Consider the following 22,964-nt stretch of genomic DNA (forward strand, 5'->3'; position numbering starts at 1 on the left):
TTTCCATGCCTTGGAACGCACAGCCGGGCGGATGAGGGGTGAGCCCATCGGGTTGGCCGCCCGGCGGTCGCGGTCAGGCGGGACCTGGGGCGGGCAGGAACAACCATGAGCTGGAGCCCGAGAGATCGAGCCACGTGCCCTGTGGTGTCTTGGCCACGCGGGCGACCATCGCCTCACACTGGCGACAGCGCAGCACAGTTCCCGGTCCGCCCAGGCATGCCGACAGTTGTCCGAATGCTTGTGTGGAGCCGCAGCTTCCGCAGCGGACCGTGACGGTGGTCGGGTCGCTTGCGAGGATCCCGGCGAAATCGCCGGCAGCGGCGTTGCCGTCCAAGACCGCGCCTGACTCGGCGCCGCCATCGGGCGCGGCCGGGGTCGAGAGATCCGAGGTCATCGATCAACTCCTGTTGGTCCAAATCGTTCCGTGCGTATGCGATCGTCGGGGTATCCCGCCTTGTGGAGCAGTCCTGCGGCGTGGTCAACGAAGCCAGAGGAGCCGCACACGTAGACCCGGGCCGCCAAGGGCTCCGGCCATGCGGACGGAGGTTTGATGTCCTCGACCGTGAGGTGTGAGGCGGGACGGGGGTGCCCGCCGGGGACCTTGCGCGTGTAGACGAGGCGCACTTCGGCGGATCCTGGCGCGGACAGATCGGCCGACATCTCTTCCAGCTCAGGCCCGTACATGAGGTCGCGAGGGCCGCGAAGCGAATACACGAGCATCGTCGGCGTCGAATCCACTGCTCGCTTCCTGGCTCGCAGCATGGTGACCAGCGGTACCACCCCTGATCCGCCGGCGATCAGGAGTACCGGGCCGTCTCCGATGGACGGATCCCCCGGCTCCCAGACGAACCATCCACCGATGGGCCCGCGCACATCGAGCTCGTCGCCGAGCTCCATGCTCTCCACCAGGTACGGCGAGACCTCTCCGTGGGGCAGGAGGTCGACAGTGACGGCGACGCGGTCGGGCGTGGCAGGCTCCGCCAGCGAGTAGCTCCGTTGCGCCGAGTAGCCGTCCGCGGCTGTGAGACGTACGTCTACGTGCTGACCGGGCAGATGCCCGGCCCAGCCGGGGACGTCCAGAACGAGTGTCCGAGAATGCCAGGACTGCGGGTGCACACCGATAAGCGTTGCTTTGCGCCAGTGATTCCCTGCTGGCGGAGTCTCCTCTGCAGAGCTGTCGGCCTGACCCTCCGTCGCATTCGTGTCAGTCACCGGCGTAGCGCTCCTCGCGCCACGGGTTCCCGTAGTTGTGATAGCCGAAGCCTTCCCAGAAGCCCGGTTCGTCGGAGCGCTGCATCGTGATGCCGTTCACCCACTTCGCGGACTTCCAGAAGTAGAGATGCGGCACCAGTAGCCTGGCCGGACCACCGTGCTCGGCATGAAGCGGCTCTCCCTCATACTCGTACACGATCCAGGCCTTGCCCCCGACAAGGTCCTCCAACGGGAGGTTCGTGGTGTAGCCCCCGTACGAATGCACCATCGCGTATTCGTTGTCGGTGTCGATCTCCTCGAAGAAGGTGTCGAGCGCCACGCCCCGCCAGTGGGTCCCGAGCTTCGTCCACCGGGTCACGCAGTGGATATCGACGTTGATCTCCTCGGAGGGCAAGGCCATCATCTCGTTCCAACTCCACCGCCTCGGCTTGTCACTCTCAGGCGTGATGGTGAAGCTCCACACCTCCGTCGAGATCAGCTGTGTCGGCCCAGCCGTCAGCACGGGGAATCCGTGGGTCAGATGCTGACCGGGCGGCAGATCGACGGCACGCGGATCGTGATGGCCGAAGAAGCCACGGGAGATTGTCACCCTGTGCTCTCTTCCAGACTCAACGGTCTCTAGTGGTGGTCGTCTCACGGTCGGGGTCGCTGGCGACAGCAACCCACAACGGACGATTTAGTCCAAACGTAGGGTCCTGCCGTAGCCGGTGTCAACGCGAACGCAGTCCGTCGCGCTCTCGGGACAGGCGCCTGGACGCAAGGCGACTTCGCTGCCCGCTGGCACCCGCGGACCCTCCAGGCGATGCCCCACATTCAGCTGACACTGCTCATCGGCAGTCATGCGCAACAGCACTATCTAGGCACTCGTGAGTCGCTCACAGCGACAGTTCGACGGTTCGCGGACTTTCTCCCGGCAGTGCTGCCGCTGGTGCATCCGTCTCCGCTCAACTTCCGATGGCTCGCGAAGAACCCCTGGTATGAGGCAGAGGTCCTCCCCCAGCTACGTCAGCGCGTGCGAGCGGCCCTGGCGTAATGGCTGACCCTGGGCCGCGAGTTCACCCGGGCCGTCTCGGTCCCGTGCGATCGAAGACCGCCGCATGCTCGGCGGTCTTCGGGCAGCTCCGTGCGTGGCCGCGGATGCCGTAGACCGGCGCAGACCTCGACCGCACTTCCGCAGCAGGCTAGAGGTTGATCATGTGACCGGCGATGCCTTCGATGGCTTCCTTCATCGCCTCCGACAGTGTCGGGTGAGCGAAGATGTTGCGGGCCACCTCGTCGGCCGTCAGGTCCCACTGCTGGGCCAGCGTCAACGCCGGTAGCAGCTCGGTGACCTCCGGGCCGATCATGTGCGCACCGAGCAACTCGTTGTGCGTCGCGTCCGCGACGACCTTGACGAAGCCGACGCCTGCGGCCATCCCACGGGCCTTGCCGTTGGCGGAGAAGGGGAACTGCGCGACCTTGACGTCGTATCCCTTCTCCCTGGCCTGGGCCTCGGAGTAGCCGAAGGAGGCGATCTGCGGCTGACAGAACGTCGCCCGCGGGATCATGTCGAAGTCGATCTCCATGGTTTCCGTGCCGGCGATCGTCTCCGCGGCGACCACGCCCATCGCCTCGGCGGTGTGAGCGAGCATCAGCTTGCCGGTGCAGTCACCGATCGCGTAGATGCCCTCGACGTTGGTGCGACCGCGAGCATCGACCGCGATGGCACCACGGTCGGTGAGCGCGATGCCGGCAGCCTCCAGGCCGAAGCCCTGCGTCCGCGGCGCGAAGCCGAAGGCCGCCAGGAACTTGTCAGCCTCGATCAGCCGCTCATCGCCACCGGCGGAGGGGGCCACCGTCACCCGCACGCCGGAGCCGGTGTCCTGGACACCCTTGACCGCCGTGGACAGCAGCACCTTGATGCCCAGCTTCTTGTAGGCGCGGAGCAGTTCCTTGGACACATCGGCGTCCTCGGTCGGCACCATTCGGTCCAGGAACTCCACGATGGTGACGTCGACCCCGAAGTTCTTGAGCACGTAGGCGAACTCCACCCCGATCGCGCCCGAACCGCCGATGACGATCGACTTCGGCAGCTGGTCGGTGAGTATCTGCTCCTCGTAGGTGACCACGTTCTCGGAGAGCGTGACCCCCGGGACCAGCCGCACCGTGGCACCGACGGCGATGATCAGATTGTCGAAGGTGTAGGACGAGGTCTGAGAGTCGTTGACAACGTCGATCGACGTGGGGCCGGTGAGGGTGCCCCAGCCGTTGATCTCAGTGATCTTGTTCTTCTTCATCAGGTAGTGCACGCCCTTGGCACTCGCCTCGGCAACAGCGCGGCTGCGCTTGTGGGTGACGCCGAAGTCCATGGTCGCCTCACCCGTGATGCCGAAGGTGTCCTTCTCCTGGGTGATGATGTGGGCGATCTCCGCGTTGCGCAGCAGCGCCTTGGACGGGATACAGCCGACGTTGAGGCAGACACCGCCCCAATACTTCTCCTCGACAACGGCGACCGACTTGCCGAGCTGCGCGGCGCGGATGGCGGCGACGTATCCCCCCGGGCCGGCGCCGAGGACAAGGACATCGAAATGGGTCACGGGCTAGAGCCTAGACCGCTTCGTTCGCACCATACGTCACGCCGGTCCACGACGGGCGACGTGCCGCACCGACCGGTCCGGACGCGACGATCAGCGGCATCAGAGTGCCGCACCGCCATCCGGCTGTATACCGATCCGAGCGAACCCGGCCACCCGCCGAGCCGTCGAGCCACCAGCCGGGCCACCGAAGGGCAGTCGGAGCTTCAGCGACGCCTGGCCTCGAACGCAGCCGCAGCGGGGCTGCGTTCCCGGTCGCAGATCGTTCCGCTCAGCCGGGTAAGACCACGACGTCTGGCGTCACCAAGGCGAAGAGCCGAAGTTTCGTGTCGGCGAGCGACTGATACAGGGAGAGGCGTACCGATGAAGGCCATTGTGGTGACGGATGAGGCTGCGGGAACGGCTGGGATGACGCTGGCGGAGCGGCCGGAGCCGGAGGCGGCAGGAAACGATGTTCTGGTTGAGGTTCACGCGTCGGGTTTCACCCCCGGCGAGCTGACGTGGCCCGGAACCTGGACCGATCGCCTTGGCCGGGACCGCACGCCGTCGATCCCTGGCCACGAGGTGGCCGGTGTGGTCACCGCGCTCGGCTATGGCACGAGGGGGCTGTCGGTGGGACAGCGGGTGTTCGGTCTCGCAGAGTGGACTCGTGACGGCACCCTGGCCGAGTTCGTGGCCGTCGAGGCGCGTAACCTCGCGCCGCTGCCGGGCGACGTCGACTTCGCGGTGGGGGCGAGCCTGCCGATCTCCGGCCTGACCGCATGGCAGGGGCTGTTCGTGCACGGCCGCTTCGAGGTGGGGCAGAGCGTTCTCGTGCATGGCGCGGCCGGCGGAGTCGGCTCGATGGTGACTCAGCTCGCGAAGGAGGCCGGAGCCTACGTCATCGGCACCGGACGTGCCGCCGACCGTCAGACGGCGCTCGACTTCGGCGCGCAGGAGTTCGTCGACCTGGACAACGACACCCTGGAGGACGTCGGCGGGGTCGATCTGGTCTTCGACGTGATCGGCGGCGACATCGCCAGGCGGTCCGCGGGCCTGGTCCGCGCCGGCGGGATGCTGGTGACCATCGCCGGCCCGCCCGAGGCGCAGCCGGCCGAGGGTCTGGCGGTCGACTTCGTGGTCGAGGCTGATCGCGCGCAACTGGGTGAGGTCGTCCAGCGGGTCCGGGACGGCCGGATGCGCACGAACATCGGTAACGTGGCGACCCTCGACGATGCCGTCGCCGCCTTCAACCCGACCGAGCGGATCAAGGGGAAGACGATCATTCGCGTTCGTCCCTGAAGGACTCGGCACACCCAAGAACAAGATGAGCGGCCCCGGCCGGCGAACGAGTAATCAACGAATGAGCATCCCATGACCGAGCCAACCAGCTACGCCTCTGAGTACCCCGAGGGGAGAAACACCCTCAGTGAGGACCAGGCCGTCCTCGTCGACGAGGTGATCGACGATCCCCATGCTTCCGCGTTCGACTTCACAGTCGTCAATGACGAGAGGGCAGGCATCTACGAGGCCATCCTGGGCGACCGCGAGATCGCCGGGCTGCCCTACACCGTCGCCGGCCGCGACCGGCTCGTACTGCTGGCGACCTCGGTGTTCCCCGAGTACCGCAAACAGGGCATCGCCACCGAGCTCATCAGACGCGTCCTCGACGACGTGCGCGCGCGAGGCAAGACGGTCACCATCATGTGCCCGGTCGTACGCACCTTCATCGAGCACAACCCCGAGTACACCGACCTCATCGACCCCGAGCACCCCGGAGTGGCCAAAGGCCACCGCTGACCTTGGCTTTGGTGGCGCAGAGGCGACATTATGAGTAGGGATGCGGGACGGATCGCCTTCGTGCTCGCGACGAACCGGGAGACCGGCTCCGCCAACGCAGGGCGCCGCATCCCGCTTGCGGATCCACCCCCACGCCCTCGTACGCGCGGATCGAGATCGCGGCGACGCTGGGCAGCTTCGCGCGATCTCGGTGATCAGCGGCCCATTCGGATCCCACACGAACTGGCCCTTGACCTCAAGCAGCTTGAGAAGAACCTCATCTCGGCCGAGGTCACCGGCCGGGTGCCGACCGGCCGCTCGCCGAGCGGTCACCTGGGGCACAGCCTGGCAAGCCATCACAGACCGAAAGTCGGTCCACGGTGGTCAGGCTGTGCCGCGCCTGGCTGCCAGATGTTGATCAAACTCATACTTGGACTATTTAGTCCTGTTCCATGGCAGAATATGTGAGCGGTTCGACTGGCCGGGAGGGATTGATGACGACACACTTCGCGGAAGTCTTGGCCCGCGAAAGCGCTTCTCTGTCTGGCGTCACCGACCGGGCAAAGCTGGCCGGCTGGCGTCGCCGCGTCGTCAAGGAGCTCATGACCCCGCGATCACCGTACGTGCTGGCCCTGCAAAAATCGGGTGATGTGCCCGAGCGAGCCGATTTACTCGATCGCTGGCGCGAGCTCATCGCCGAGGCTTTGGACCGGTTGCTGCAGTCGGGCGCCACAGGAAACTCGCGCTGCTCTTCCGCGCAGACCTCGAGAGCCGATGTCGACGCCCAGAAGACTGCCGTGCTGATCCTTGCAGCGCTTTATGGCGGCAGCACCCTGAGTCAGATCGCACGAGACCCTTGGCCGCTCAACGCCGCGCTCGACATGGCGCTCGCGCCCTTTGCGGCAGCCGAGGACGACAGCCCTGCGAGGACGGGGAACGAGTAGTCCGATATCAGTAACATGAATGCGTGATGACGACCGCTGACTCGCACACTGGCAGACGCCTGACGGCGCGCGGCGCAAAGACGCGGGCAAGGATCGTCACCGCAGCGGCCGACCTGATGTACGTCCAAGGAGTCGGGGATACCACGCTCGACGACGTGCTCGCAGCAAGTGGAGTGAGCAAGTCGCAGCTGTACCACCACTTCGACGGCAAGGAACCGCTCGTGCGCGCCGTCATCGATCACGTGGGAGAACGCGTCATCGAGCGTGAGCGCGATGCCCTCGGCCGTGTCTCGACGATCGCAGGTCTGCGACGCTGGCGGGATGCGTTGGTGCAGAACAACGCCCTGCGGCATGGTGCCTACGGCTGTGCGCTCGGCACGCTGGCCTCCGAGGTCTCCGATCAGGACGACCTCGGGCGCCAGGCCTTGTCTCGGCTTTTCAGCGAATGGCAGGGACTCCTGGCGGGCGTGTTGCGCAGGCTTCAGGACAAGGGCACTCTTCCGGCCGAGGCGCCGATCGACCAACTCGCGACCGGGCTCATGGCCGCCCTCCAGGGCGGATACATGCTGGCCCAGACTGCGCGCGATGTCACACCGATGGCGACCTCCATCGACATGGCGCTGGCGTATATCGAGAGCTTGTCTGCCGGTTGAGCCAACATCGGCGGCATGAGATCCCGGAGCGGGGCCCCTCTCCTTGAGCCTGCCGGCCGAGGGGACGTCGGGCGCCGTCGTCAAGCTCACCAGTCGTCCAGCCCGTCCGGGGCATAGGAGTTGTCCAGCGAGATCCCGGGCCGGATCTTGTGGAGGTCGGCCCGGCCCATCCGCAGCACCTCGAGCCTTACGCCGTGGTGTGACCAGTCGACGTCATCGACGACGGTCATTCCGAGACGCTTGGCAACGGCGAGGCTGCCGGCGTTCTGGGGCGGCGCCGCGACGAAGACCTCGTCGACGTCGGCGGCAAGAAATGCCTGGTGTGCCAGAGCATGGCCGATCTGGCCGGCGACACCGTGGCCACGGGCCTCGGGCCGCAGATGCCACCCCATCATCAGCCGGGGATCGCGCGGGCTGAAGGGAAGCAGCGTCGCGCCGCCGAGGAGCCGGCCGTCGTCGGCCGCTTCCACCGCCCACAGGCCCTGCGGCACAGGGCTCAGTGACGACCGCAGATCCCAGTCTCCCAACAACTCCCGCATCTCGGCGAGATCACGCACAGGCTGCCGCCGGCCGATGGCCTTGGCAATTCTCGGGTCCCCGTAGATCTCGAACGCTTCCTGAGCATCTTCGGCGGACCAGGAACGCAAGATGAGGGTCAGGGTGACGATGCGCTCAGGCTCGATGGTGACGTGCAGATCGTCCATGACGTCAGCGCCCGCTGTTCGTGTTTCGCGTGGTGCGGGTGGCAGCGAAGGCTGAGCGGCTGATGTCGACCATGACGTTCCATTCCGGATAGGCCTGGACGTAGTCGACAGTAAACCCGCAGTAGATGCCGACCACGGCTCGACTCTGACTCAGCGCATGGCGGGCCAAGGCGGAGGCGATGCCCCGATGCCGTTGGTCTGGGTCCACGTACAGGTGGGCGGTCGTAATCCGCCCGCTGGTCGTCTCGGAAGCCAGGGTACCGGCGACCCCGGCATCGGACAGCGCCTCGCGGAGGCGAATTGTCTCGTCCTTGTGCACCTCAAGGGCGGCCGGTGATGGCTCCATGTTCACTTCTCGCCTCGTTCGTCATCGGTGGTGGCCCCGAGCAGCCCTCGCCAGAAAAAGGGACCTTATAGTCCAAATATATGGCACTTACGTGTATGTTGGCAGCAGACAGACGTCATACGTGGATGGGACAGTCCGGCTGGTAGGCGTGCACGAAGGCGCGGCGTCCCTCCACACGGGAAGGGTGAGCCGATGAGCGGCGAAGAACAGGCGCCGGTGACCGAGGTGCTGATTGACAACACCGATCAAGGGCGGTTCGAGCTTCACCGCGACCGCGATCTGGTCGGCTGGCTCTACTACCCACCTGAAGCCCAACCGGTACGCCCTGCTGCACACCGAGGTGGAGTCGAGCCATCGGCACCGGGGCGTGGGGAGTGCAGTGGTGCGGCAAGTGCTCGACGAGATCCGCGCCCGCGAGGGCACGATCACCGCCATGTGCCCCTTTGTCGCCGACTACCTTTCACGAACGACCGCCCATACCGATCTGATCGACGCCCGGCACCCAGGCTACTCCGATCGCACCGCCGCCGAATCGGTGCGCACGAAGGCCACCGGCTGAGAGCCCCAGTCCTCTCAGCAGGGCCCTCGAGCGAGCACTATCGGGCCCACGACTTGGTCGCGCACTCTCTGGCCGCCCGGCACTCCAGCTACGCGGGCCGAGCCAGGCACGCATGCTCTCCTGCACCAGAGCGGTGCGAGGACGCTGAGCGACGTCATCGCGCCTGCAGCGGTCGCGTGTCCGCCGACCATCCCCTTCACCATGAGCCACCCCTCCCGCAGCGCCCTTCGGCAATGGCCGATCTTTTCGCGCTACGGGAGATCGGTCGACGCCAACCGACGCCTGGTTGAGCGTCCAACGACTCAGCCACGACCCGGTCACCTAAGCACGGCCAAGCTCCGCGCCAGCGCTGCTCACTGCCTTCGTCGCCGGTCTGCCTGCGACCGTACGCGGCCGCCTCCGTGATCAACGATCCGATCTGCCCCTCAAGGACACTGGTCTAAATAGTCCGTTTCTTTCCCAAAGGCGCTACGATGCCAGGGCGAACACGACCCTCTTGCGGAAGCGCACGTACCCGACAGCGACGCGATTCTCGAGGACACCCACGGGCACACGTTGCCCGGCCCAGCCGACCAGGCAACCCACTCATAGGAGAAATGATGGACGACTACGTGCCCGGACTGCTGCCACCAGAGGAGAGCCTCGATGACGAGGAACTTGGCGAGGACGGCGACGGCCCGGGTTATCTGCCAGTGGATCGCCCCATCGGAAGCCTGGCCTGGGGGCTGACCGCCGACGAAGCTCGCACCCACGAACCCTTCAGCCAGAGGCTTGCCCATGAGGTTCCCGACATCGCAGCCGAAGAGTTCGGTGACGGGATCGGTGATGCATCCGATACCGACGGCGAACTCATCGACGACCAAGTCGGATACCTGAGGGCAGGGCGGCTCGTCTGGGCCACCCAGGATGCCGGAGACCCGTCATCGGATCTTTGGGCCGAGGACATCGGCATCGACCGTGCGGGCGCCTCCGCGGAGGAGGCTGCGATTCACATCGTCTCCGACGACCAGTTCGAAGTGTAGGTGGGTTTCAAGGACCAGTTCTGGCTCCATCCTCCAGAAGCCCTGTCCGATGCACCTTGGTCAGGCAACCCCCACAGGGTCAGGTGTTGCGATCGCCCCTGGAACCCAAGCCCGGAGGCGAGCTCCAGTCTGACGCGTGGAACCAACGGACAGACCATTCCCACGAGACACCATCACGCCCGCGAGAGGCCCGGCCGCGAACCCAGAGCGACACCGGTGCCGACGCCAGCGAGCAGGATCACGCCCCAGCGCACGGGGAGCTGCGGGCCATGGAGGAGGTCATCCCCCGTTTCCCAGCACCGTTGCCCGCATCACCACCGCTTCGGCATCAGTAGCCGTGCGGCTGCCCGTACGAGCACCACAAGGTACTGCGCCCGGTCATCCGCATGACCGGGTTGCCGTCATCGTCGAAGGTCTCGTACTCGCATTGATCGATGGCGAGTTCATGGTCTGCGAAGGTGATTGAGTTCCTCCTCATCTGGCACTCAGCTCCTCGTCGGCGAGGCCGGCCAGCGTGCTCGCGGCGGCGGATACCGCCCGCAACTGATCGGGGTTCAGCCTGGCCAGGATGGCGCGGGCGGTGGCGATGTCACGCTGGTACACCAGCGGCAACGCGCTGCCGAGGGCGGAGCTGAGGTTGCTGTCCCAGCTGGCGGATTCATCCATCTGGCGGCCGATCTCGCGCATTCGTTCTGTGAACTGGCGCTCCCGCTCTTCGGGGCTGCCAAACTGTGGATCCTCCGACATCAGTCCTCCCGGGGCGAACGTGATCGCGATGACGGCATCGATACCAAAGTTGTGCTCCTGCACCTTGCCGGTCTCGGGATGGTGTTCATCGATCTTGACGAGGTCCATTTCTAAGCTCGCCACGATGCCGCTGAATACGGCCCCGCTGGTCAGGTGCACCGTCACAGTCCGGGATTGGATGCGGGCGAAGTTCAGGATCTTGCGCCAGCCGGTAAAGGTCATGTCGCGCTCTGCTTCCTCTTCTCGGTACGGGCCTTGTACAGCTTCGTGGATCTCGGGCTGAATGCCTGGCGCATGAATCCTCCTGTCTCTAGCTGTATTGACCACGAGCGTTGTCAACAGAGGGACTTGATCAATAGAGAAGCCTCCGATGTGGTGAAGGTGTCGAATCTGCACCGCACGGAGGCTTCATGTCCCACCGTAGCGCCCGGCTGACCGTCCATGCCCGCCAGCCGCTCGTCGATCGTGTTCAAGCGGGACGTCCAGTCGCGCATGTGGCCGCTGAGATGGGTTTTCGCGGCCCACCGCCTACAAGGGGACTCGCCACGTCCACGTCAAGAAGCTCGGCCGCATCCCCGACGGCGGCGGCTGGCGCATCCATGGCCGCGACCAGCGCAGCCACCGCTCCGGCCGCACCGCCGTGGCACCGCCTGGCACCAGGCCCTGGCCGACCTCGGCGCCGCCGGCAAGCACACCCGCCCCTACCGGCCCCAGACCAACGGCAAGGCCGAACGCTTCAACCGCCCCCTGCTCGACGAATGGGCCTACGCCCAGCCCTACGACAGCAACAACGAACGCACCACCGCTCTGCCAGACTTCCCGCACACCTACACCCACCACCGATGCCACACCACACTCGGCGTCCGACCACCGATCACCCGTGTCAACAACCCAGCGGGTCAATACACCTAGCGCGCACCGCTGGTTCGTCCGCCGGACCAGGGCGAACCTGCGACTGTGCGTCGTGTCGTGTCCACGACTCAAATCTCCAACCAAATCTGGACCTGCAGCCGCGTACGGCGTCGCGGGGCGTTGGATCGGTCAGGAATCGAGAAGCCCTGACCTGTGCCCGTGTGGATAGCGTGAGGACACCCCCCTCCCGGCGACTGGCAAGGAGCAACACGTCATGAGCGGCACATCGAAGGCCGGCGGCGAGAAGACGGGACACGATCGCTCGGCGGAGGGATTCTCCGAGCAGGAGCGCGCCGCGATGAAGGCGCGCGCCACCGAGCTGAGGGAGGCGGCACGCGGCGGCCGAGGCGCGAAGAAGGCGGCCGCTGATGAGGCGGCGGTGCTGTCGGCGATCGCCGCGATGGCGGAGCCGGACCGTGCGCTGGCCGAGCGTGTACACGCTATCGTCACCGCCGCCGCCCCTGAGCTGGCGCCGAGGCTGTGGTACGGCCAGCCCGCCTACGCCAAGAGCGGGAAGGTGGTGTGCTTCTTCCGCAGCGGGCAGGCGGACAAGGAACGCTACTCCTCGCTGGGGTTCAGCGTGGAGGCGAATCTCGACGAGGACGATGGCATGTGGCCGACCGCTTACGCCCTGACAGGGTTGACCGAGGCCGGCGAGGCGGCGATCAGGAAGCTCGTTCAGAAGGCCGTGCGCTGACGCGAACGCGACACCGCACCGGCCGGTTCGATCATCATGTCCACGTCGGTCACCGGCGGCCACCCGGGCTCGATCGACGGCCCGCGGCCGTCCGCCATCCACGATCGGAGAACCTCCATGACCATCCTGGTGACCGGCGCGACCGGCACGATCGGGCGCATCGTGGTCGACCGCCTGCTGCGCGCCGGACAGCACGTACGCGCCCTGACGAGGAACCCGGCCACCGCCGCCCTGCCCGACGGCGTGGAACTGGTGGCCGGCGACATCAGTGACGCGCCCGCCGCACTCGACGGCGTGGACGGCGCCTACTACCTGGCCGGCCTGCTCGACCCCGACCCCGGCCGCGCCGCCGAGCAGGCCGCCGCCTTCGCCGGGCAGGCCGTCACCTCGGGGCTCACCCGCATCGTCACCCTCACCAGTGTGGCCGTCACCGTCCGGCGGCCGGGCAGCTACGAGATGCTGCGCCAGGTCGAACAGGCCATCGAAGCCTCCGGCCTGCGATGGACCCACGTCCGGCCGGGCGAGTTCGCCATCAACAAGCTGGACATGTGGGGTGAGTCCATCCGCACCGAAGGCGTGGTGCGCAGCGCCTTCCCCGACGCGCTCGGCGTACCCATCCATGAAGCCGACATCGCCGAGGTTGCCGTCGCCGCCCTCGTCCAGGACGGGCACGCCGGGAAGGCCTACTCGCTGAGCGGCCCGCAGGCGCTCAGCCACCGCGAGCAGGCCGCCGCCATCGGCGAGGGACTGGGCAGAAGCCTGCGCTTCGAAGCGCTCACCTACGGCCAGGCACGCTCCTCCTACATCACCGCCGGGATGCCCTGCGACATCGCCGAATACCTGCTCGGCTACCAGGCCGAGTACGCCGAGGAGCCGCCCCCGGTCCTGCCCGACGTCGAACGCGTCCTCGGCAAGCCCGGCCGCACCCTCGCCCAGTGGGCCACCGACCACCGCGCCGACCTCACCCAGGACTCCTAGCGGCCGGACCGGGACACCTTGCGTGATCGTTTCCGGTGGTCCCGGCGTGCGCCCGCACCCGCCGGCGGACGTCGCGGGAGGTATCACTCGAAGTGACAACCTCACGCCAGGCGCATGTCCTTGAGTTGGCGGCGCGAGGTGATGTCCTGTTTGCGGAAGATGTTGCTGACGAGCCGGGCTGCGATGTCGCGCAGGTTGCGCGACCACGACCAGCAGACCGCGACCTGCCGGGCCCGACCCCGTCAACGCCGGGAGGCACGGCGAAGAGCTATCGCAGACGGATCGTCTCGGCCGCCCGCCTCCAGCCCCGCCACCAGCCGGTCATCGATCACCACGATGTCCCCCACTCACCGGCAACGGGGACTTCGCCGCGCTGACCTTGCAACCTGGTCATCCACCCCTTCCCCGTTGGATATCGTCCCCTGCCGCTGCTGGCCTGCGGACCGCCGGACGGCCGGAAGATCATGGTATCGGCCATCCCCGCGGCACGGCGTCGGCGGCCCGTGCCCCGACTGGGTGCAGCTCGGCGGCGTGCGGCCCACCGGCGGCACCGTGGAGCGTGGCTTCAGCGGCGCCGCAGTCTGGGATCCGGCGGCCCTGAGGGTGATCGGGCTCGTCACCGCCGCGCACACCGACCGAGCGGCCGAGATCGCGTGGATGCTGCCCGTGGAAGCCGCCGTACGGCTCTGGCCCTCGCTGGCCGCCGCGGTTCGAGGCGCCGCCCCCGCCGCATGCCGGCCCCCGTCGCCGGAGGACCGCTACCGACTCGCGGACGCCCTGCTGGAGGTGCGCCAAATCGACCACGACGCCGGCGACATGCTGCGTCAGGCCCTGCCTGCAGCCATCCGCCGCGACGTCCGCAGGCACCCCTGGCGGCGCGTTAGCGCAGCTCGTCCCAGGCCACCTCGAACAGTTGCCTTCGCAGGCTGTGGAATTCGTTCTGCTCTGGCAACACCTTCCGATCACGCATCAGAACCAGGTCCGCGAAGCTGCCCATGCCACCGGAGAGTCTGAGGATGCGACGGACCGCGTACTGGAGCAGTTCGGGCGAGTCGCGGTCACGGGCCTCCTCGACCTCCAGGAGGTGGCGCCTCAGGGCGTCGGCCCACCCGGTCTCGCCGACGCGGTCGAGCAACTCGATCAGGGCGAGCAGCACAGTGTGCAGGCGGTCTTCCTCTAGCGAAGCGGCCATGAGTCCAGCACCTCTACTCCGGGGATGTTCCAGGTCTCGGATGTAGATCTGATCAGTGCCGCCCATGTACCAGGAGCCCTGGTTCGCGACTTCTCCTTCGAAGACTGGCACACCGGAGGGGATCTTGACGGCATAGCCGGTGGTCACGAGGCATTCCTTGCCGTCGTCCCAGACCGGCGGAAGTGCCTTGTCGATACGCGCCTGGATCACTCCCACCGGCTTCTGCACGGAGTAGTACTCTCCCAGTTCCCTCACCGCGTTGCCGGCCCGATACAGGACAGTGTCCTCCGTCAGGATGCGGGTCGTATGGCGGCTTCCCGTGAAGGTGGCGGCGGTGATCGGGTTGTGGACGAACGCGAACGGGTTCGGGCCCGGCGCCAGGCCGAGCGGGTCGCTGCTGATGTAGTGGGCGGCGGCCGGGTCGTGGTGGCGGAAGACGTTGTAGTGGAGGCCGGATTCGGTGTCGGCGTACTGGCCGGCGAAGCGTAGCGGGCAGTCGGCGCCGGTGGACAGGGTGCCGAGGTCGGTGCCCCATTTCCACCGCGGCCACGGTCAGGCCCAAGCTCGTCGCCCCGGTGTCGAGAATGATCTTCTTAGGCGGGCCGCCGTTCGCCCGGACCTCGACGACGGGCAACGGGTCCATGGTCAGGAACGGCAGCCGGGCGGTGTCGGCACCGTGGACCTGCCACGGCCTGCCGTTGATGGCTGCGTACTGCTTGCCGAACGCCACCCCGGCAAGGTTTCCCCATGCGCGCAGCGGCTCGATCGCGCGGTCCAGTTCGTCCTGGCGAACGAAACAGTCGCCGAGTTGATGCGGGGAGGAGGTGTCACCGGGGTTGAGGGTGATGGCCTTGGTCAGGAACGTCTCAGCGTCGGCGAAGCGGTTGGGCAGCAGGGCGATGTAGCCGATCTGGGCGGCCGCGAGGGCGTTGCCCGGCTCCTTGCGAAGGATCTCCCGGTAGGCACGCTCCGCGGCTGCGAACTCGCCTTGCCGCAGAAGTTCGTCGGGATTCCCAGCAGAGGCCGCAGCGGCGTTTGCCGCGTCCGTGCCGATCAGCGAGGCGACCGCGCCGGCTCCGAGTGCGGCGCCGGCACCCTGGAGAAACTTCCGACGGTCAAGATGTGTGTCTGCCGCTTTGTGCTCTCCACGTCGATCCGAATCAGTCACCGGCGTGACGGTGCATCCTGATGACGACCAGCAACGTGAGGTTCGTGTTTCCTCTGCGTTTCCTCGCCTCTGCGAAGCCCGGCATGCCCGAGAGCCCACAACTCTGAGGAGAACCCGTGTGGCACGGGCGACGCAGTTCATGAAAAGGCGCCCCCACTGATCAGCGCTGCCGCTCCAGCAGACCCAGCTCGTACGCCACCGCGACCGCCGCCGCACGATCCTTGACCCCCAGCTTGGCGAAGACGTGCAGCAGATGCGTCTTCACGGTCGCCTCCGTGATGAACAGCTTGCCCGCTACCTCCCGATTCGTCGCCCCCCGAGCGATGAACCGCATGACCTCCAGCTCCCGCGGGCTCAACGTGCGCGGCTCCGGTTCCTGCGCTTTCCGCGTCAGGATTCCCGCCACCGTGGGCGACAGCACCGTCTCCCCGGCCGCCGCCGCCAGCACCGCCCGCCGCAACTCCGCACGAGGGGTGTCCTTCAGGAGATAGCCGGTGGCGCCTTGCTCGATCGCGGGCAGGACGTCGGCGTCGTCGTCGAACGTGGTCAGCACGAGCACGTGGATTCCTGGCTGCTGCTCGCGCAGGAGCCGGATGACCTCGGCACCGGTCATCTTCGGCATCCGCAGATCGAGGAGCACCAGGTCGGGGGCGGTTCGCAGGGCCACGGCGAGGGCCTCGGGGCCGTCGGCCGCCTCCCCGACGATCTCGATGTCGTCCGTGTCGAGGATTCCGCGCAAGCCGTCGCGGACGATCGGGTGGTCGTCCACGATGATCAGGCGAACGGGCATGGTCACCGCTCCGCGTCGGCCGGGATCGCGGGAACGGTGGCCGAGATGCCTGTGCCCTGGCCGGGGGCCGTCTCGATCTCAAGGGTGCCGGCCAGGCGGGTGACGCGCTGGCGCATGGCGACAAGGCCGAAGCCGTTCGCCGCGCGGTCCCGTACGAACCCCGAACCGTCATCACGCACGTCCAGCGCCACCACATCCTCCATGTACGACAGAGTCAGCCCGACCCGGCCGGCCGCGGCGTGCTTGGCCACGTTGGCGAGAGCCTCCTGAGCCACCCGCAACAACGTGCTCTCCACCTCGGTGTGGAGGGGGCGGGGGTCGCCGGTGACGGATACCGAGGCGGGCATGCCCGAGGCCAGCGACCATCGCTCGGCGATCCCGGACAGGGCGGTGGCGAGGTGGGCGTCCTCCAGCGGCGCCGGACGCAGTGCCTGCACCGAGCGGCGGGCCTCGGTCAGGCTCTCCTTGGCCAGGGCCCGTATCGTCTCCAGCCGCGCGCCCGCCTCGGGCACGTCGCCGAGCGCTTCGAGCTGGGTGATGATGGCGGTCAGGCTCTGCGCGATGGTGTCGTGGATCTCCCTGGCCATTCGCTGCCGCTCGCCGAGCATCCCGGCCTCGCGGGCCTGCGTCAGGAGCCTGGCCTGCAGGTTCGCGTTCTCCTCTGCGAGGGCGGCCAGTTTGAGGCCGGTTTCGGTGAGACGTTCGTTCTGCCCCAGGATGGTCTTGATGATCAGGCCGACCATGGAGGAGATCAGCACTCCCACGACGCAGGAGGCGAGCAGTTCGACGGGGGTCCGGCCGTCCGATGGCCGGGCGGCGACCAGCACGCCGACTGTCCCTGCCACCCCGAGATAGGCCCATAAGCCCGGCAGAAGGGCGAAACTCTGCACAAACATCCCCACGCCCGTCACCGTGAACACCGTGTCGATCCTCACCAGCGCCGCGACGGCGGCAAGCAGCACGACGAAGTAGACGAGCACCACCCAGGGCCGCGCCATCCAGCCGGGGTGCGCGGTCACGAGCGACCAGTGCCAGGCCACCGCGAACAACGCCAGGGCCAGGGCTTCCGGCCGCCACTCACGCAGCAGCGAGAACAGCGCGGGGATCAGGACGAGCAGGTACGGCAGCGCGGCCTGCGTCTTCTCCCAGTGACCACCGCCCGCCTGGGCCCAGCGGCTCACCAGCGGAACGCCCTGACGGCAGCGACGCCGGCCACCACGAAGACAGCGACCATGATTCCCAGCGTAACCGCCGAGGCTCCGTTGCCCGCCCAACCGTCGCGAATCGCCTGGACGGCCGGCGCCATCGGAGTCAGGTCACCGATCGCCCGCATCGAGCCCGACATGCTCTCGCGCGGGATCACAGCGCCGGACATGAACACCATGGGGAAGAAGAGCCCGAGCCCGATCACGGTCGCCGCCCGGCCGCTGGGCGCCAGCACGCCCAGCAGCAGACCGATGGCGCCCAGGCTCAGCGCGCCGAGCAGCCACGCCAGGATCACGAGGGGAAGGCTGGCGGGAGCGGTCAGGCCGTACGCCAGCACGCCGGCACCCACGATCAGCACCGTACCGAGCACGGCCAGGACCATGTGGGCGGCCCACTGCGCGCCGAAGATCATGACCGGCGAGGCGGGCGTGGCCCGCAGCCGCTTCAACACCCGCCGCTCCCTGTACTGGGCCAGCGTCGCGGGCAGCACCACCAGCCCGGCCAGCCCGATGACGAACACGGTCAGCATGGGCACGGTGGCGTCGACGAGCGGCGCACCGCCGGGCAGTCGCTTGTTCCCCTCGCGCAGCTTCACCCAGAGCATGATCAGCGGGAAACCCAGCGCGAAGAAGGCCGACATGGGGTCCCGCAGGCCCAGCATGAGTTCGACGGCGATGACGTTCTTGAGGGCTCGCATGGGTCAGTTCCTTCCGGTGAGTGCGAAGTAGGCGTCCTCCAGCGAGGCGGCCCGCGCCTCGGTGATCAGCTCCCGCGGGCTGCCCTCGGCGATGACCCGCCCGCCGCTGACGATCGCGATCCGGTCGCAGAGCGCCTCGGCCTCGTCCATGAAGTGCGTCACCAGCACGACGGTCACCCCACGGTCGCGCATGGCGCGGATCAGCACCCACGTGGTACGGCGGGCGTCGGGGTCCAGGCCCGTGGTCAGCTCGTCGAGCAGCACCACCTCCGGGTCCCCCACCAGCGCCAGGGCGATGAACAGCCGCTGCTTCCAGCCGCCGGACAGACTCGCGAACCGGGTTCCCTTCCTGCCGGTCAGACCCCATTCGTCCATGACGGCGCGCCAATCGGCTGGGTTGTCGTAGAAGGAGGCGTACATCCGCAGGGCCTCACCGACCTTGATCCCATCGGGGAGGGCCGCCTCCTGGAGCTGGGCCCCGATGCGCTGCAGGAGCGCGCGCCGGTTGTTCTGGGGGTTCAGGCCCAGCACCCGTACGGTGCCGCCGTCGGGCCGGCGCAGGCCCGACACGCATTCCACGATCGTCGTCTTGCCCGCGCCGTTGGGGCCGGCGATACCGAAGATCTCGCCGCGCTCCACCCGCAGGGAGACGCCGTTCAGGGCCTGGGTGCCGTGGTAGGTCTTCGTGAGCTCGTTGATCTCGATGACTGCCATGCATCGAGGATCGTCGGCGGGCGACGACGGCGGCATCCACCGATCGGTTGATGGGGCCGGCTCGCCGGGTTCGCTCAGCGCGCCGCAACGGACCCCTGCCGGCTTCCTGCGCCTGAACGGCGACCTGCTCACAAGGAATCCCTCACAAGCCCGTCCGGCATGTCGGCCCGTGTCGATACGGCCGTGGCTGACATTCACGAACTCCTGGTCGCGATGGACCTGCGTGGCGACCTGTCCGAGACCGAGCTCGCCGAGTTGCGCCGGCATCTGGGTCTCGGCTCGCGGCCCGAGCACATCACCGAGGAGACGATCGTCGTCAATGAGGTTCTCGATCTGCTGCCTGCCGCTGGGAGATCCACCCCGACGGGCATGCCGAGGTGGCCGAGCTGATCGACTGGTTGACCGCCCGGCTCCACAAGGACGAGTCCTTTTTCGGTTACCAGCGCTGGTATGAGGACGATGCGCCGGAGCTGCTCAGTGTCCGCGACGGGAAGGTCGTGATGTGTCGCGAGGGAGGGATTCTCCCGGCAGATCGGCGCGCCACGTCACCGTCAACCGCACCGCCGTTGCCTGTTCAATCGCAGCCGGACTGACCGCCGAACGCCTCGAAGCCCGCACCCTCGGCTTCCACCGCCTCGAAAACCATGCCCGCCCGCTCCCTCTACCCGGGCCTCACCGCCCACCTCAACGAACTGAGCACCCTCCTCCCAGCCGGACTTCCCGAACGACTACGCCGCCGACTGTCCGCGACAACCGGCGAAGCCGCCGTCCTGGCCTCACGGATCGCCTGGGAGATCAAGCAGCCGAGCCAATCCGCCGCGTTCGACCGCATCGCCGACCTGGCCTCCCAGGAAAGCGGACACCCGATCGTCCAAGCCTGCTCCTATGCCGACCTCGGCGACCGCCAAGCGCTCAACCGCCTGGAACAGGCGAGAGATGTGTATGCAGAGGCACGGCCCCAGCGTGAACGAGCGTGGACCCGCTTCCTGGACCCGGCCCGCATGGCCGCCTACCGGCTCTCCACCTACGTCAACCTCGGCGACGAGAACCGCGTCATCACCGAAGGCCAAGCCGCCCTCAACGCCCTCTCCTACGAGACCGACCACAAGAAGATCGCCGCCACCCAACCCCGCATCGGAGACCTCAACGAAGGCATCACCAGCGGACGCCAAGCACTGGAGATCGCCCAGCGCACCGAATCCCGCTGAGCCTTCCAGCAACTCGCCGGAGTCGAGAACGCCCTCACCGGCAAACGAGACCCCTCAGCCCGTGTACTGCTCGCCGCCATCAACGCGGCACACCGCAACCTGAGCCAACCGCCTGCCTGTTCACACCAGGTGAGCAGGGAGTGAAGTAGAGCCGGATGTGCGCCTCGTACGATCGGCGCGTGGTCTGATCGATCTTCCGCTTGCGGCGCAGGAACTCGGTCATCCATTCCGCGACCGTAGCGGTCGGGTTCAGATCCTCGTGGGTACGGACCTTGCGCCGCACCTCCTCCACTGGCGGTAGGACCTTGGTGTCCTTCAAAACGGCCAGCACCAGATCGGTGATCTTCCGCCGCACATGCGGATCCTCATCCAACGCCAGCAGCGCGCAGGCGTGCTCGAGTTCTGCCTCCACCTCCTCGACCACGGAGAAGCCCTGGCGGCGCAGCGGGTTACGCCGCCGCCCGTCCGCATGCGCGGGCAGCTCCAGTTGGTGCTGAGGAAGGGCCGGAGGTGACGTGATGACGTCACGGCGATACCTCCTCAGCGTCCTGACCCTCTCTGCAGCGCGGCCACGACACCGGTGATCTTCTCTGGCAATCGAGCGTTCCTGAGAAGCAGGACCGAGACTAGGCCGGGCCTGCCCCCAACAGGCGTGAGCACGCGGTTCCAGGCGAGACGCCGGACTCACGCCCGACGATGGAGTCAACGCTGCTGGGTGTAGATTAGGTCCTGTCAAGTGAGTTGACGCGGATCGGTTGTTGAGCGACTACGAGGCAGCGTGGGCCCCCCTGGCACACCTTTCGCATGAGGAGGTGCTGGCGTGGCATCGTCGTTCAAGCCGGTCCTGGCGCCTACGGTGCCCCAGCTACCGGCCCAGGTGTACGACCCGCAGCGGCTGGCCGCGCTGGCCGCGACGGAGCTGATGGACAGTGAGCCCGAGCAGGGTCTGGATGACCTGTGCGAGCTGGCTGTGGCGACGACCGGAGCCCGACGGGCATGCGTGGCCTTGCTGGATGGCAGGCACTCCTTTTGGAAGGCTGCCGCGGGCGGCGGGCCGCTGTCGCTGGAAACGCGGCGGTTTGCGATCCATGAAGACCTGTGCCACCTGCTGATCGGCGCTGGAACACCGGTGATGGTCGAAGACGCCGCGCACGATGCCCGGCTGGCGCATCTGCCGATCGCGCATGAGGGCGGCCTCGGTGCGTGGGCAGGCTTCCCGATCTTGTCAGATGAAGGGCTGGTGCTGGGCGGGCTGTGCGTGCTGGACGACCGGCCGCGCAGGTGGAGCGGCACGCAGCGCCAGGCGTTGGAACGGCTGGCCCGCTCGGTAAGCGAAGAGATCAGCCTGCGCCGGCGACTGCGCCAGGCCCACGAGCGCATTGAGGGCCTGGAGGGCTCGCACCAGGCCGTTAGTCAACTGGCACAGAGCCTGCAAGACAGCCTCCTGCCGCCGGTGATCGCCCGGCCGGCGTGGCTGGATGCCGCCGCCCTCTACCTGCCCGCGAGCGACGGCGAGAACGTGGTCGGCGACTTCTTCGACCTGTTCGCCACCCAGGAGCAGCGCTGGTGCGCCGTGCTCGGCGACGTGTCGGGCAAGGGGCTGGAAGCGGCCAAGGTCACCGCCCTGGCCCGCTACACCGTGCGTACCGAGGCCACCCAGCATCTATCCCCGGCCACCGTGCTGACCCGGCTCAACGACGCGTTGTGCCGCCAGCGGCTCAACACCCGTTTCCTGACCGCCGCTTGCCTGACGTTCGAGCCCCACCCGGACGGCAGCGTGCGCGGGCTGATCAGCCTGGGCGGCCACGCCCCCGCGCTGATCCGGCGAGCAGACGGCACGGTGCAGGAAGCCGGCCTGCCCGGCGATCTGCTGGGCATGTTCGATGATTTGAGCCTCCACACCGAGATCGTTGACCTGGCGCCCGGTGACGCGGTGCTGCTCTACACCGATGGAGTCACCGAGGCCCACCGCCGCGGAGATCACGCCTCGTGGGGAGAACCGGCGCTCGCCGCGCTGCTGGCCGGATGTGGCGGTCTGAACGCCGACCGGATCCTGGATCGCATCACCGCCGCCCTTACCGCGCATGCGGGGAACTATCGCAGCGACGACACCGCCCTGCTGCTCCTGCGCGTCCCCGCCATCGATGAGGTCTGACATGAGCGATTCCGCGACACCGGGCTGGCGGCAGAGCGTCCAGGACATCTGCACCAGCATCGACCGGCTCCACGACCGACTGCAAGAGGTCGCCGCCGAGGACCGGCTTCGCATCCTGCACCAGCTGCAGGACAGCCTGACCGGCCTGCACACCCAGGCGCGCGAGCAGGCCATCACCGCCGCCCGCGCCGACGGCCTGCCGCTGCGCCGGATCGCCACCGCCGCGGGCTGCTCCCACGAACAGGTCCGCCACATCCTGCAGCGACACACCAGCCCCGCTGCCGGCCCGCCACCGCGGCAGCCGAGGACAGGACCGCCAGGGCCACAGTGACCATGTCCCCTGTTGGATAGGCGTGTGGTTCCTGTTCAGTAGAGGGCTGATGTGGCGGACTTGCGCGCGTGTTTCGGATGCCCCGGGAAGCGCGGTGGGGCGGGTGTCCGGCGGTTGGCTCTGGAGGGTTGGGAGAACCTGCTGGCGCGGGAGTGCGAGGTGGGTGTCCGGCCGGCGGATACGACCTTCCTCGCGCCGGACTGCCGGGTGGATACCGGCTTGAGCGCGTACGCACGGTCGCGGGAGTTCCGGTCCTCGTACGGCAGAGACGCGCCCGAGCGCTGAACATCGCCCATGGAGCCATCGCGGTCGAAGGCGTCCGGAAGCAGTCGGGACAGCAACTGGGCGGCGCCGGGCCGCCGGCGCGCTCAGCCGGTGGTGTCGCCCGGCTGTGCCAG

Annotated in this window: 30 protein-coding genes and 2 pseudogenes; 16 read left to right on the forward strand and 16 right to left on the reverse strand. The window is 67.7% G+C overall.

From position 1 onward, the window contains the following. Positions 1-73 precede the first annotated feature (73 nt). Genes HD593_RS41185 through HD593_RS41195 form a run of 3 tightly spaced genes read right to left on the reverse strand, consistent with a single transcriptional unit; the run spans position 74 to position 1,801 of the window. Positions 74-394, reverse strand: coding sequence for a DUF6510 family protein (locus HD593_RS41185; RefSeq protein ID WP_185107762.1), 321 nt, complete (start codon positions 392-394; stop codon positions 74-76). Then, positions 391-1,212, reverse strand: coding sequence for an FAD-binding oxidoreductase (locus HD593_RS64720; protein ID WP_185107764.1), 822 nt, complete (start codon positions 1,210-1,212; stop codon positions 391-393). The genes HD593_RS41185 and HD593_RS64720 overlap by 4 nt, the downstream gene beginning before the upstream one ends. Further along, the gene (locus tag HD593_RS41195; RefSeq protein WP_185107766.1) at positions 1,205-1,801 is read right to left on the reverse strand and encodes a sulfite oxidase-like oxidoreductase; all 597 of its coding nucleotides are present in this window, start codon (positions 1,799-1,801) and stop codon (positions 1,205-1,207) included. Before HD593_RS41195 ends, HD593_RS64720 begins: the two co-directional genes overlap by 8 nt. Before the next feature lie 213 nt (positions 1,802-2,014). On the opposite strand from HD593_RS41195, the gene HD593_RS65360 reads away from it, so the two are divergent. Continuing rightward, positions 2,015-2,245, forward strand: a complete 231-nt coding sequence (locus tag HD593_RS65360; protein ID WP_350668876.1) for a uracil-DNA glycosylase family protein — start codon at positions 2,015-2,017, stop codon at positions 2,243-2,245. 148 nt (positions 2,246-2,393) lie between these two features. On the opposite strand, the gene lpdA is transcribed toward HD593_RS65360, so the two are convergent. Next, positions 2,394-3,788, reverse strand: a complete 1,395-nt coding sequence (lpdA, locus tag HD593_RS41205; RefSeq protein WP_185107768.1) for a dihydrolipoyl dehydrogenase — start codon at positions 3,786-3,788, stop codon at positions 2,394-2,396. Positions 3,789-4,148: 360 nt separating this feature from the next. Between lpdA and HD593_RS41210 the strand changes: the two genes are divergently transcribed. From HD593_RS41210 to HD593_RS41225, 4 genes are all read left to right on the forward strand, one after another. After that, positions 4,149-5,066: an NADP-dependent oxidoreductase gene (locus tag HD593_RS41210; protein WP_185107770.1), complete on the forward strand. Its 918-nt coding sequence runs from the start codon at positions 4,149-4,151 to the stop codon at positions 5,064-5,066. A 72-nt stretch (positions 5,067-5,138) separates the two neighbouring features. Next, a complete protein-coding gene (locus HD593_RS41215; RefSeq protein WP_185107772.1) occupies positions 5,139-5,564 on the forward strand; it encodes a GNAT family N-acetyltransferase in 426 nt (141 codons plus the stop codon). Positions 5,565-6,037: 473 nt separating this feature from the next. Beyond that, positions 6,038-6,487, forward strand: coding sequence for a hypothetical protein (locus HD593_RS41220; RefSeq protein WP_185107774.1), 450 nt, complete (start codon positions 6,038-6,040; stop codon positions 6,485-6,487). 26 nt (positions 6,488-6,513) lie between these two features. Next, entirely contained in the window at positions 6,514-7,140 is a 627-nt protein-coding gene (locus tag HD593_RS41225) for a TetR/AcrR family transcriptional regulator (RefSeq protein WP_185112439.1), read from the forward strand. Between the two features lie 86 nt (positions 7,141-7,226). On the opposite strand, the gene HD593_RS41230 is transcribed toward HD593_RS41225, so the two are convergent. Both HD593_RS41230 and HD593_RS41235 read right to left on the reverse strand, forming a co-directional pair. Next, entirely contained in the window at positions 7,227-7,844 is a 618-nt protein-coding gene (locus HD593_RS41230; protein ID WP_185107776.1) for a GNAT family N-acetyltransferase, read from the reverse strand. 4 nt (positions 7,845-7,848) lie between these two features. Continuing rightward, positions 7,849-8,190: a GNAT family N-acetyltransferase gene (locus HD593_RS41235; RefSeq protein ID WP_185107778.1), complete on the reverse strand. Its 342-nt coding sequence runs from the start codon at positions 8,188-8,190 to the stop codon at positions 7,849-7,851. 232 nt (positions 8,191-8,422) lie between these two features. Here HD593_RS41235 and HD593_RS41240 point away from each other — a divergent pair, with 232 nt between their 5' ends. Both HD593_RS41240 and HD593_RS41245 read left to right on the forward strand, forming a co-directional pair. Next, entirely contained in the window at positions 8,423-8,749 is a 327-nt protein-coding gene (locus HD593_RS41240; protein WP_185107780.1) for a GNAT family N-acetyltransferase, read from the forward strand. 596 nt (positions 8,750-9,345) lie between these two features. Further along, positions 9,346-9,771 (forward strand): DUF5709 domain-containing protein, encoded by a 426-nt coding sequence (locus HD593_RS41245; RefSeq protein WP_185107781.1) that lies wholly within the window; start codon positions 9,346-9,348, stop codon positions 9,769-9,771. A gap of 328 nt (positions 9,772-10,099) precedes the next feature. On the opposite strand, the gene HD593_RS41250 is transcribed toward HD593_RS41245, so the two are convergent. Beyond that, on the reverse strand, positions 10,100-10,249 hold the full coding sequence (locus tag HD593_RS41250) for a hypothetical protein (RefSeq protein ID WP_185107783.1): 150 nt from the start codon (positions 10,247-10,249) through the stop codon (positions 10,100-10,102). Then, entirely contained in the window at positions 10,246-10,740 is a 495-nt protein-coding gene (locus HD593_RS41255) for a hypothetical protein (RefSeq protein WP_185107785.1), read from the reverse strand. The genes HD593_RS41250 and HD593_RS41255 overlap by 4 nt, the downstream gene beginning before the upstream one ends. Positions 10,741-11,202: 462 nt before the next feature. On the opposite strand from HD593_RS41255, the pseudogene HD593_RS62440 reads away from it, so the two are divergent. After that, positions 11,203-11,430, forward strand: a pseudogene (locus tag HD593_RS62440) (integrase core domain-containing protein); the annotation flags it as partial. 214 nt (positions 11,431-11,644) lie between these two features. Continuing rightward, complete coding sequence (locus HD593_RS41265; RefSeq protein WP_185107786.1) at positions 11,645-12,127, forward strand: DUF1801 domain-containing protein; 483 nt, start codon at positions 11,645-11,647, stop codon at positions 12,125-12,127. Here the strand turns inward: HD593_RS41265 and HD593_RS41270 are convergent. After that, the gene (locus HD593_RS41270; protein WP_185107788.1) at positions 12,109-12,246 is read right to left on the reverse strand and encodes a hypothetical protein; all 138 of its coding nucleotides are present in this window, start codon (positions 12,244-12,246) and stop codon (positions 12,109-12,111) included. The two genes, HD593_RS41265 and HD593_RS41270, sit on opposite strands and share 19 nt — an antisense overlap. Between HD593_RS41270 and HD593_RS41275 the strand changes: the two genes are divergently transcribed. After that, positions 12,245-13,105, forward strand: coding sequence for an SDR family oxidoreductase (locus HD593_RS41275; protein WP_185107790.1), 861 nt, complete (start codon positions 12,245-12,247; stop codon positions 13,103-13,105). The genes HD593_RS41270 and HD593_RS41275 overlap by 2 nt on opposite strands. 880 nt (positions 13,106-13,985) lie before the next feature. Here the strand turns inward: HD593_RS41275 and HD593_RS41280 are convergent. After that, complete coding sequence (locus tag HD593_RS41280; protein ID WP_246546988.1) at positions 13,986-14,525, reverse strand: DUF6966 domain-containing protein; 540 nt, start codon at positions 14,523-14,525, stop codon at positions 13,986-13,988. A 156-nt stretch (positions 14,526-14,681) separates the two neighbouring features. After that, positions 14,682-14,810: pseudogene (locus HD593_RS65365) on the reverse strand (RHS repeat-associated core domain-containing protein); the annotation flags it as partial. Positions 14,811-14,823: 13 nt separating this feature from the next. Here HD593_RS65365 and HD593_RS41285 point away from each other — a divergent pair. After that, on the forward strand, positions 14,824-15,486 hold the full coding sequence (locus HD593_RS41285) for a hypothetical protein (RefSeq protein WP_185107792.1): 663 nt from the start codon (positions 14,824-14,826) through the stop codon (positions 15,484-15,486). A gap of 139 nt (positions 15,487-15,625) precedes the next feature. Here HD593_RS41285 and HD593_RS41290 read toward each other — a convergent pair whose 3' ends face one another. Genes HD593_RS41290 through HD593_RS41305 form a run of 4 tightly spaced genes read right to left on the reverse strand, consistent with a single transcriptional unit; the run spans position 15,626 to position 18,872 of the window. Next, positions 15,626-16,255 carry a response regulator gene (locus HD593_RS41290; protein ID WP_185107794.1) on the reverse strand — a complete coding sequence of 210 codons (630 nt, stop codon included), beginning with the start codon at positions 16,253-16,255 and terminating at the stop codon, positions 15,626-15,628. A gap of 2 nt (positions 16,256-16,257) precedes the next feature. Beyond that, the gene (locus HD593_RS64725; RefSeq protein ID WP_221525246.1) at positions 16,258-17,436 is read right to left on the reverse strand and encodes a sensor histidine kinase; all 1,179 of its coding nucleotides are present in this window, start codon (positions 17,434-17,436) and stop codon (positions 16,258-16,260) included. Continuing rightward, on the reverse strand, positions 17,433-18,158 hold the full coding sequence (locus tag HD593_RS41300) for an ABC transporter permease (protein WP_185107796.1): 726 nt from the start codon (positions 18,156-18,158) through the stop codon (positions 17,433-17,435). Before HD593_RS41300 ends, HD593_RS64725 begins: the two co-directional genes overlap by 4 nt. A gap of 3 nt (positions 18,159-18,161) precedes the next feature. Next, positions 18,162-18,872: an ABC transporter ATP-binding protein gene (locus HD593_RS41305; protein ID WP_185107798.1), complete on the reverse strand. Its 711-nt coding sequence runs from the start codon at positions 18,870-18,872 to the stop codon at positions 18,162-18,164. Positions 18,873-19,055: 183 nt separating this feature from the next. Here HD593_RS41305 and HD593_RS41310 point away from each other — a divergent pair, with 183 nt between their 5' ends. From HD593_RS41310 to HD593_RS41320, 3 genes are read left to right on the forward strand one after another with little or no spacing between them, the layout of a single operon-like run. Beyond that, a complete protein-coding gene (locus HD593_RS41310; protein WP_185107800.1) occupies positions 19,056-19,262 on the forward strand; it encodes a hypothetical protein in 207 nt (68 codons plus the stop codon). Beyond that, the gene (locus HD593_RS41315; protein ID WP_185107802.1) at positions 19,250-19,465 is read left to right on the forward strand and encodes a hypothetical protein; all 216 of its coding nucleotides are present in this window, start codon (positions 19,250-19,252) and stop codon (positions 19,463-19,465) included. The genes HD593_RS41310 and HD593_RS41315 overlap by 13 nt, the downstream gene beginning before the upstream one ends. 51 nt (positions 19,466-19,516) lie before the next feature. Then, the gene (locus tag HD593_RS41320; RefSeq protein WP_185107804.1) at positions 19,517-20,080 is read left to right on the forward strand and encodes a hypothetical protein; all 564 of its coding nucleotides are present in this window, start codon (positions 19,517-19,519) and stop codon (positions 20,078-20,080) included. Between the two features lie 79 nt (positions 20,081-20,159). Here HD593_RS41320 and HD593_RS41325 read toward each other — a convergent pair whose 3' ends face one another. Continuing rightward, the gene (locus tag HD593_RS41325; RefSeq protein ID WP_185107806.1) at positions 20,160-20,504 is read right to left on the reverse strand and encodes a hypothetical protein; all 345 of its coding nucleotides are present in this window, start codon (positions 20,502-20,504) and stop codon (positions 20,160-20,162) included. A gap of 396 nt (positions 20,505-20,900) precedes the next feature. On the opposite strand from HD593_RS41325, the gene HD593_RS41330 reads away from it, so the two are divergent. Both HD593_RS41330 and HD593_RS41335 read left to right on the forward strand, forming a co-directional pair. After that, positions 20,901-22,235, forward strand: coding sequence for a PP2C family protein-serine/threonine phosphatase (locus HD593_RS41330; RefSeq protein ID WP_221525247.1), 1,335 nt, complete (start codon positions 20,901-20,903; stop codon positions 22,233-22,235). Between the two features lies 1 nt (position 22,236). Next, positions 22,237-22,566: a helix-turn-helix domain-containing protein gene (locus tag HD593_RS41335; RefSeq protein ID WP_185107808.1), complete on the forward strand. Its 330-nt coding sequence runs from the start codon at positions 22,237-22,239 to the stop codon at positions 22,564-22,566. The last annotated feature ends 398 nt before the right edge of the window (positions 22,567-22,964 follow it).

It is taken from the genome of Nonomuraea rubra (assembly GCF_014207985.1).
GTDB lineage: Bacteria > Actinomycetota > Actinomycetes > Streptosporangiales > Streptosporangiaceae > Nonomuraea > Nonomuraea rubra.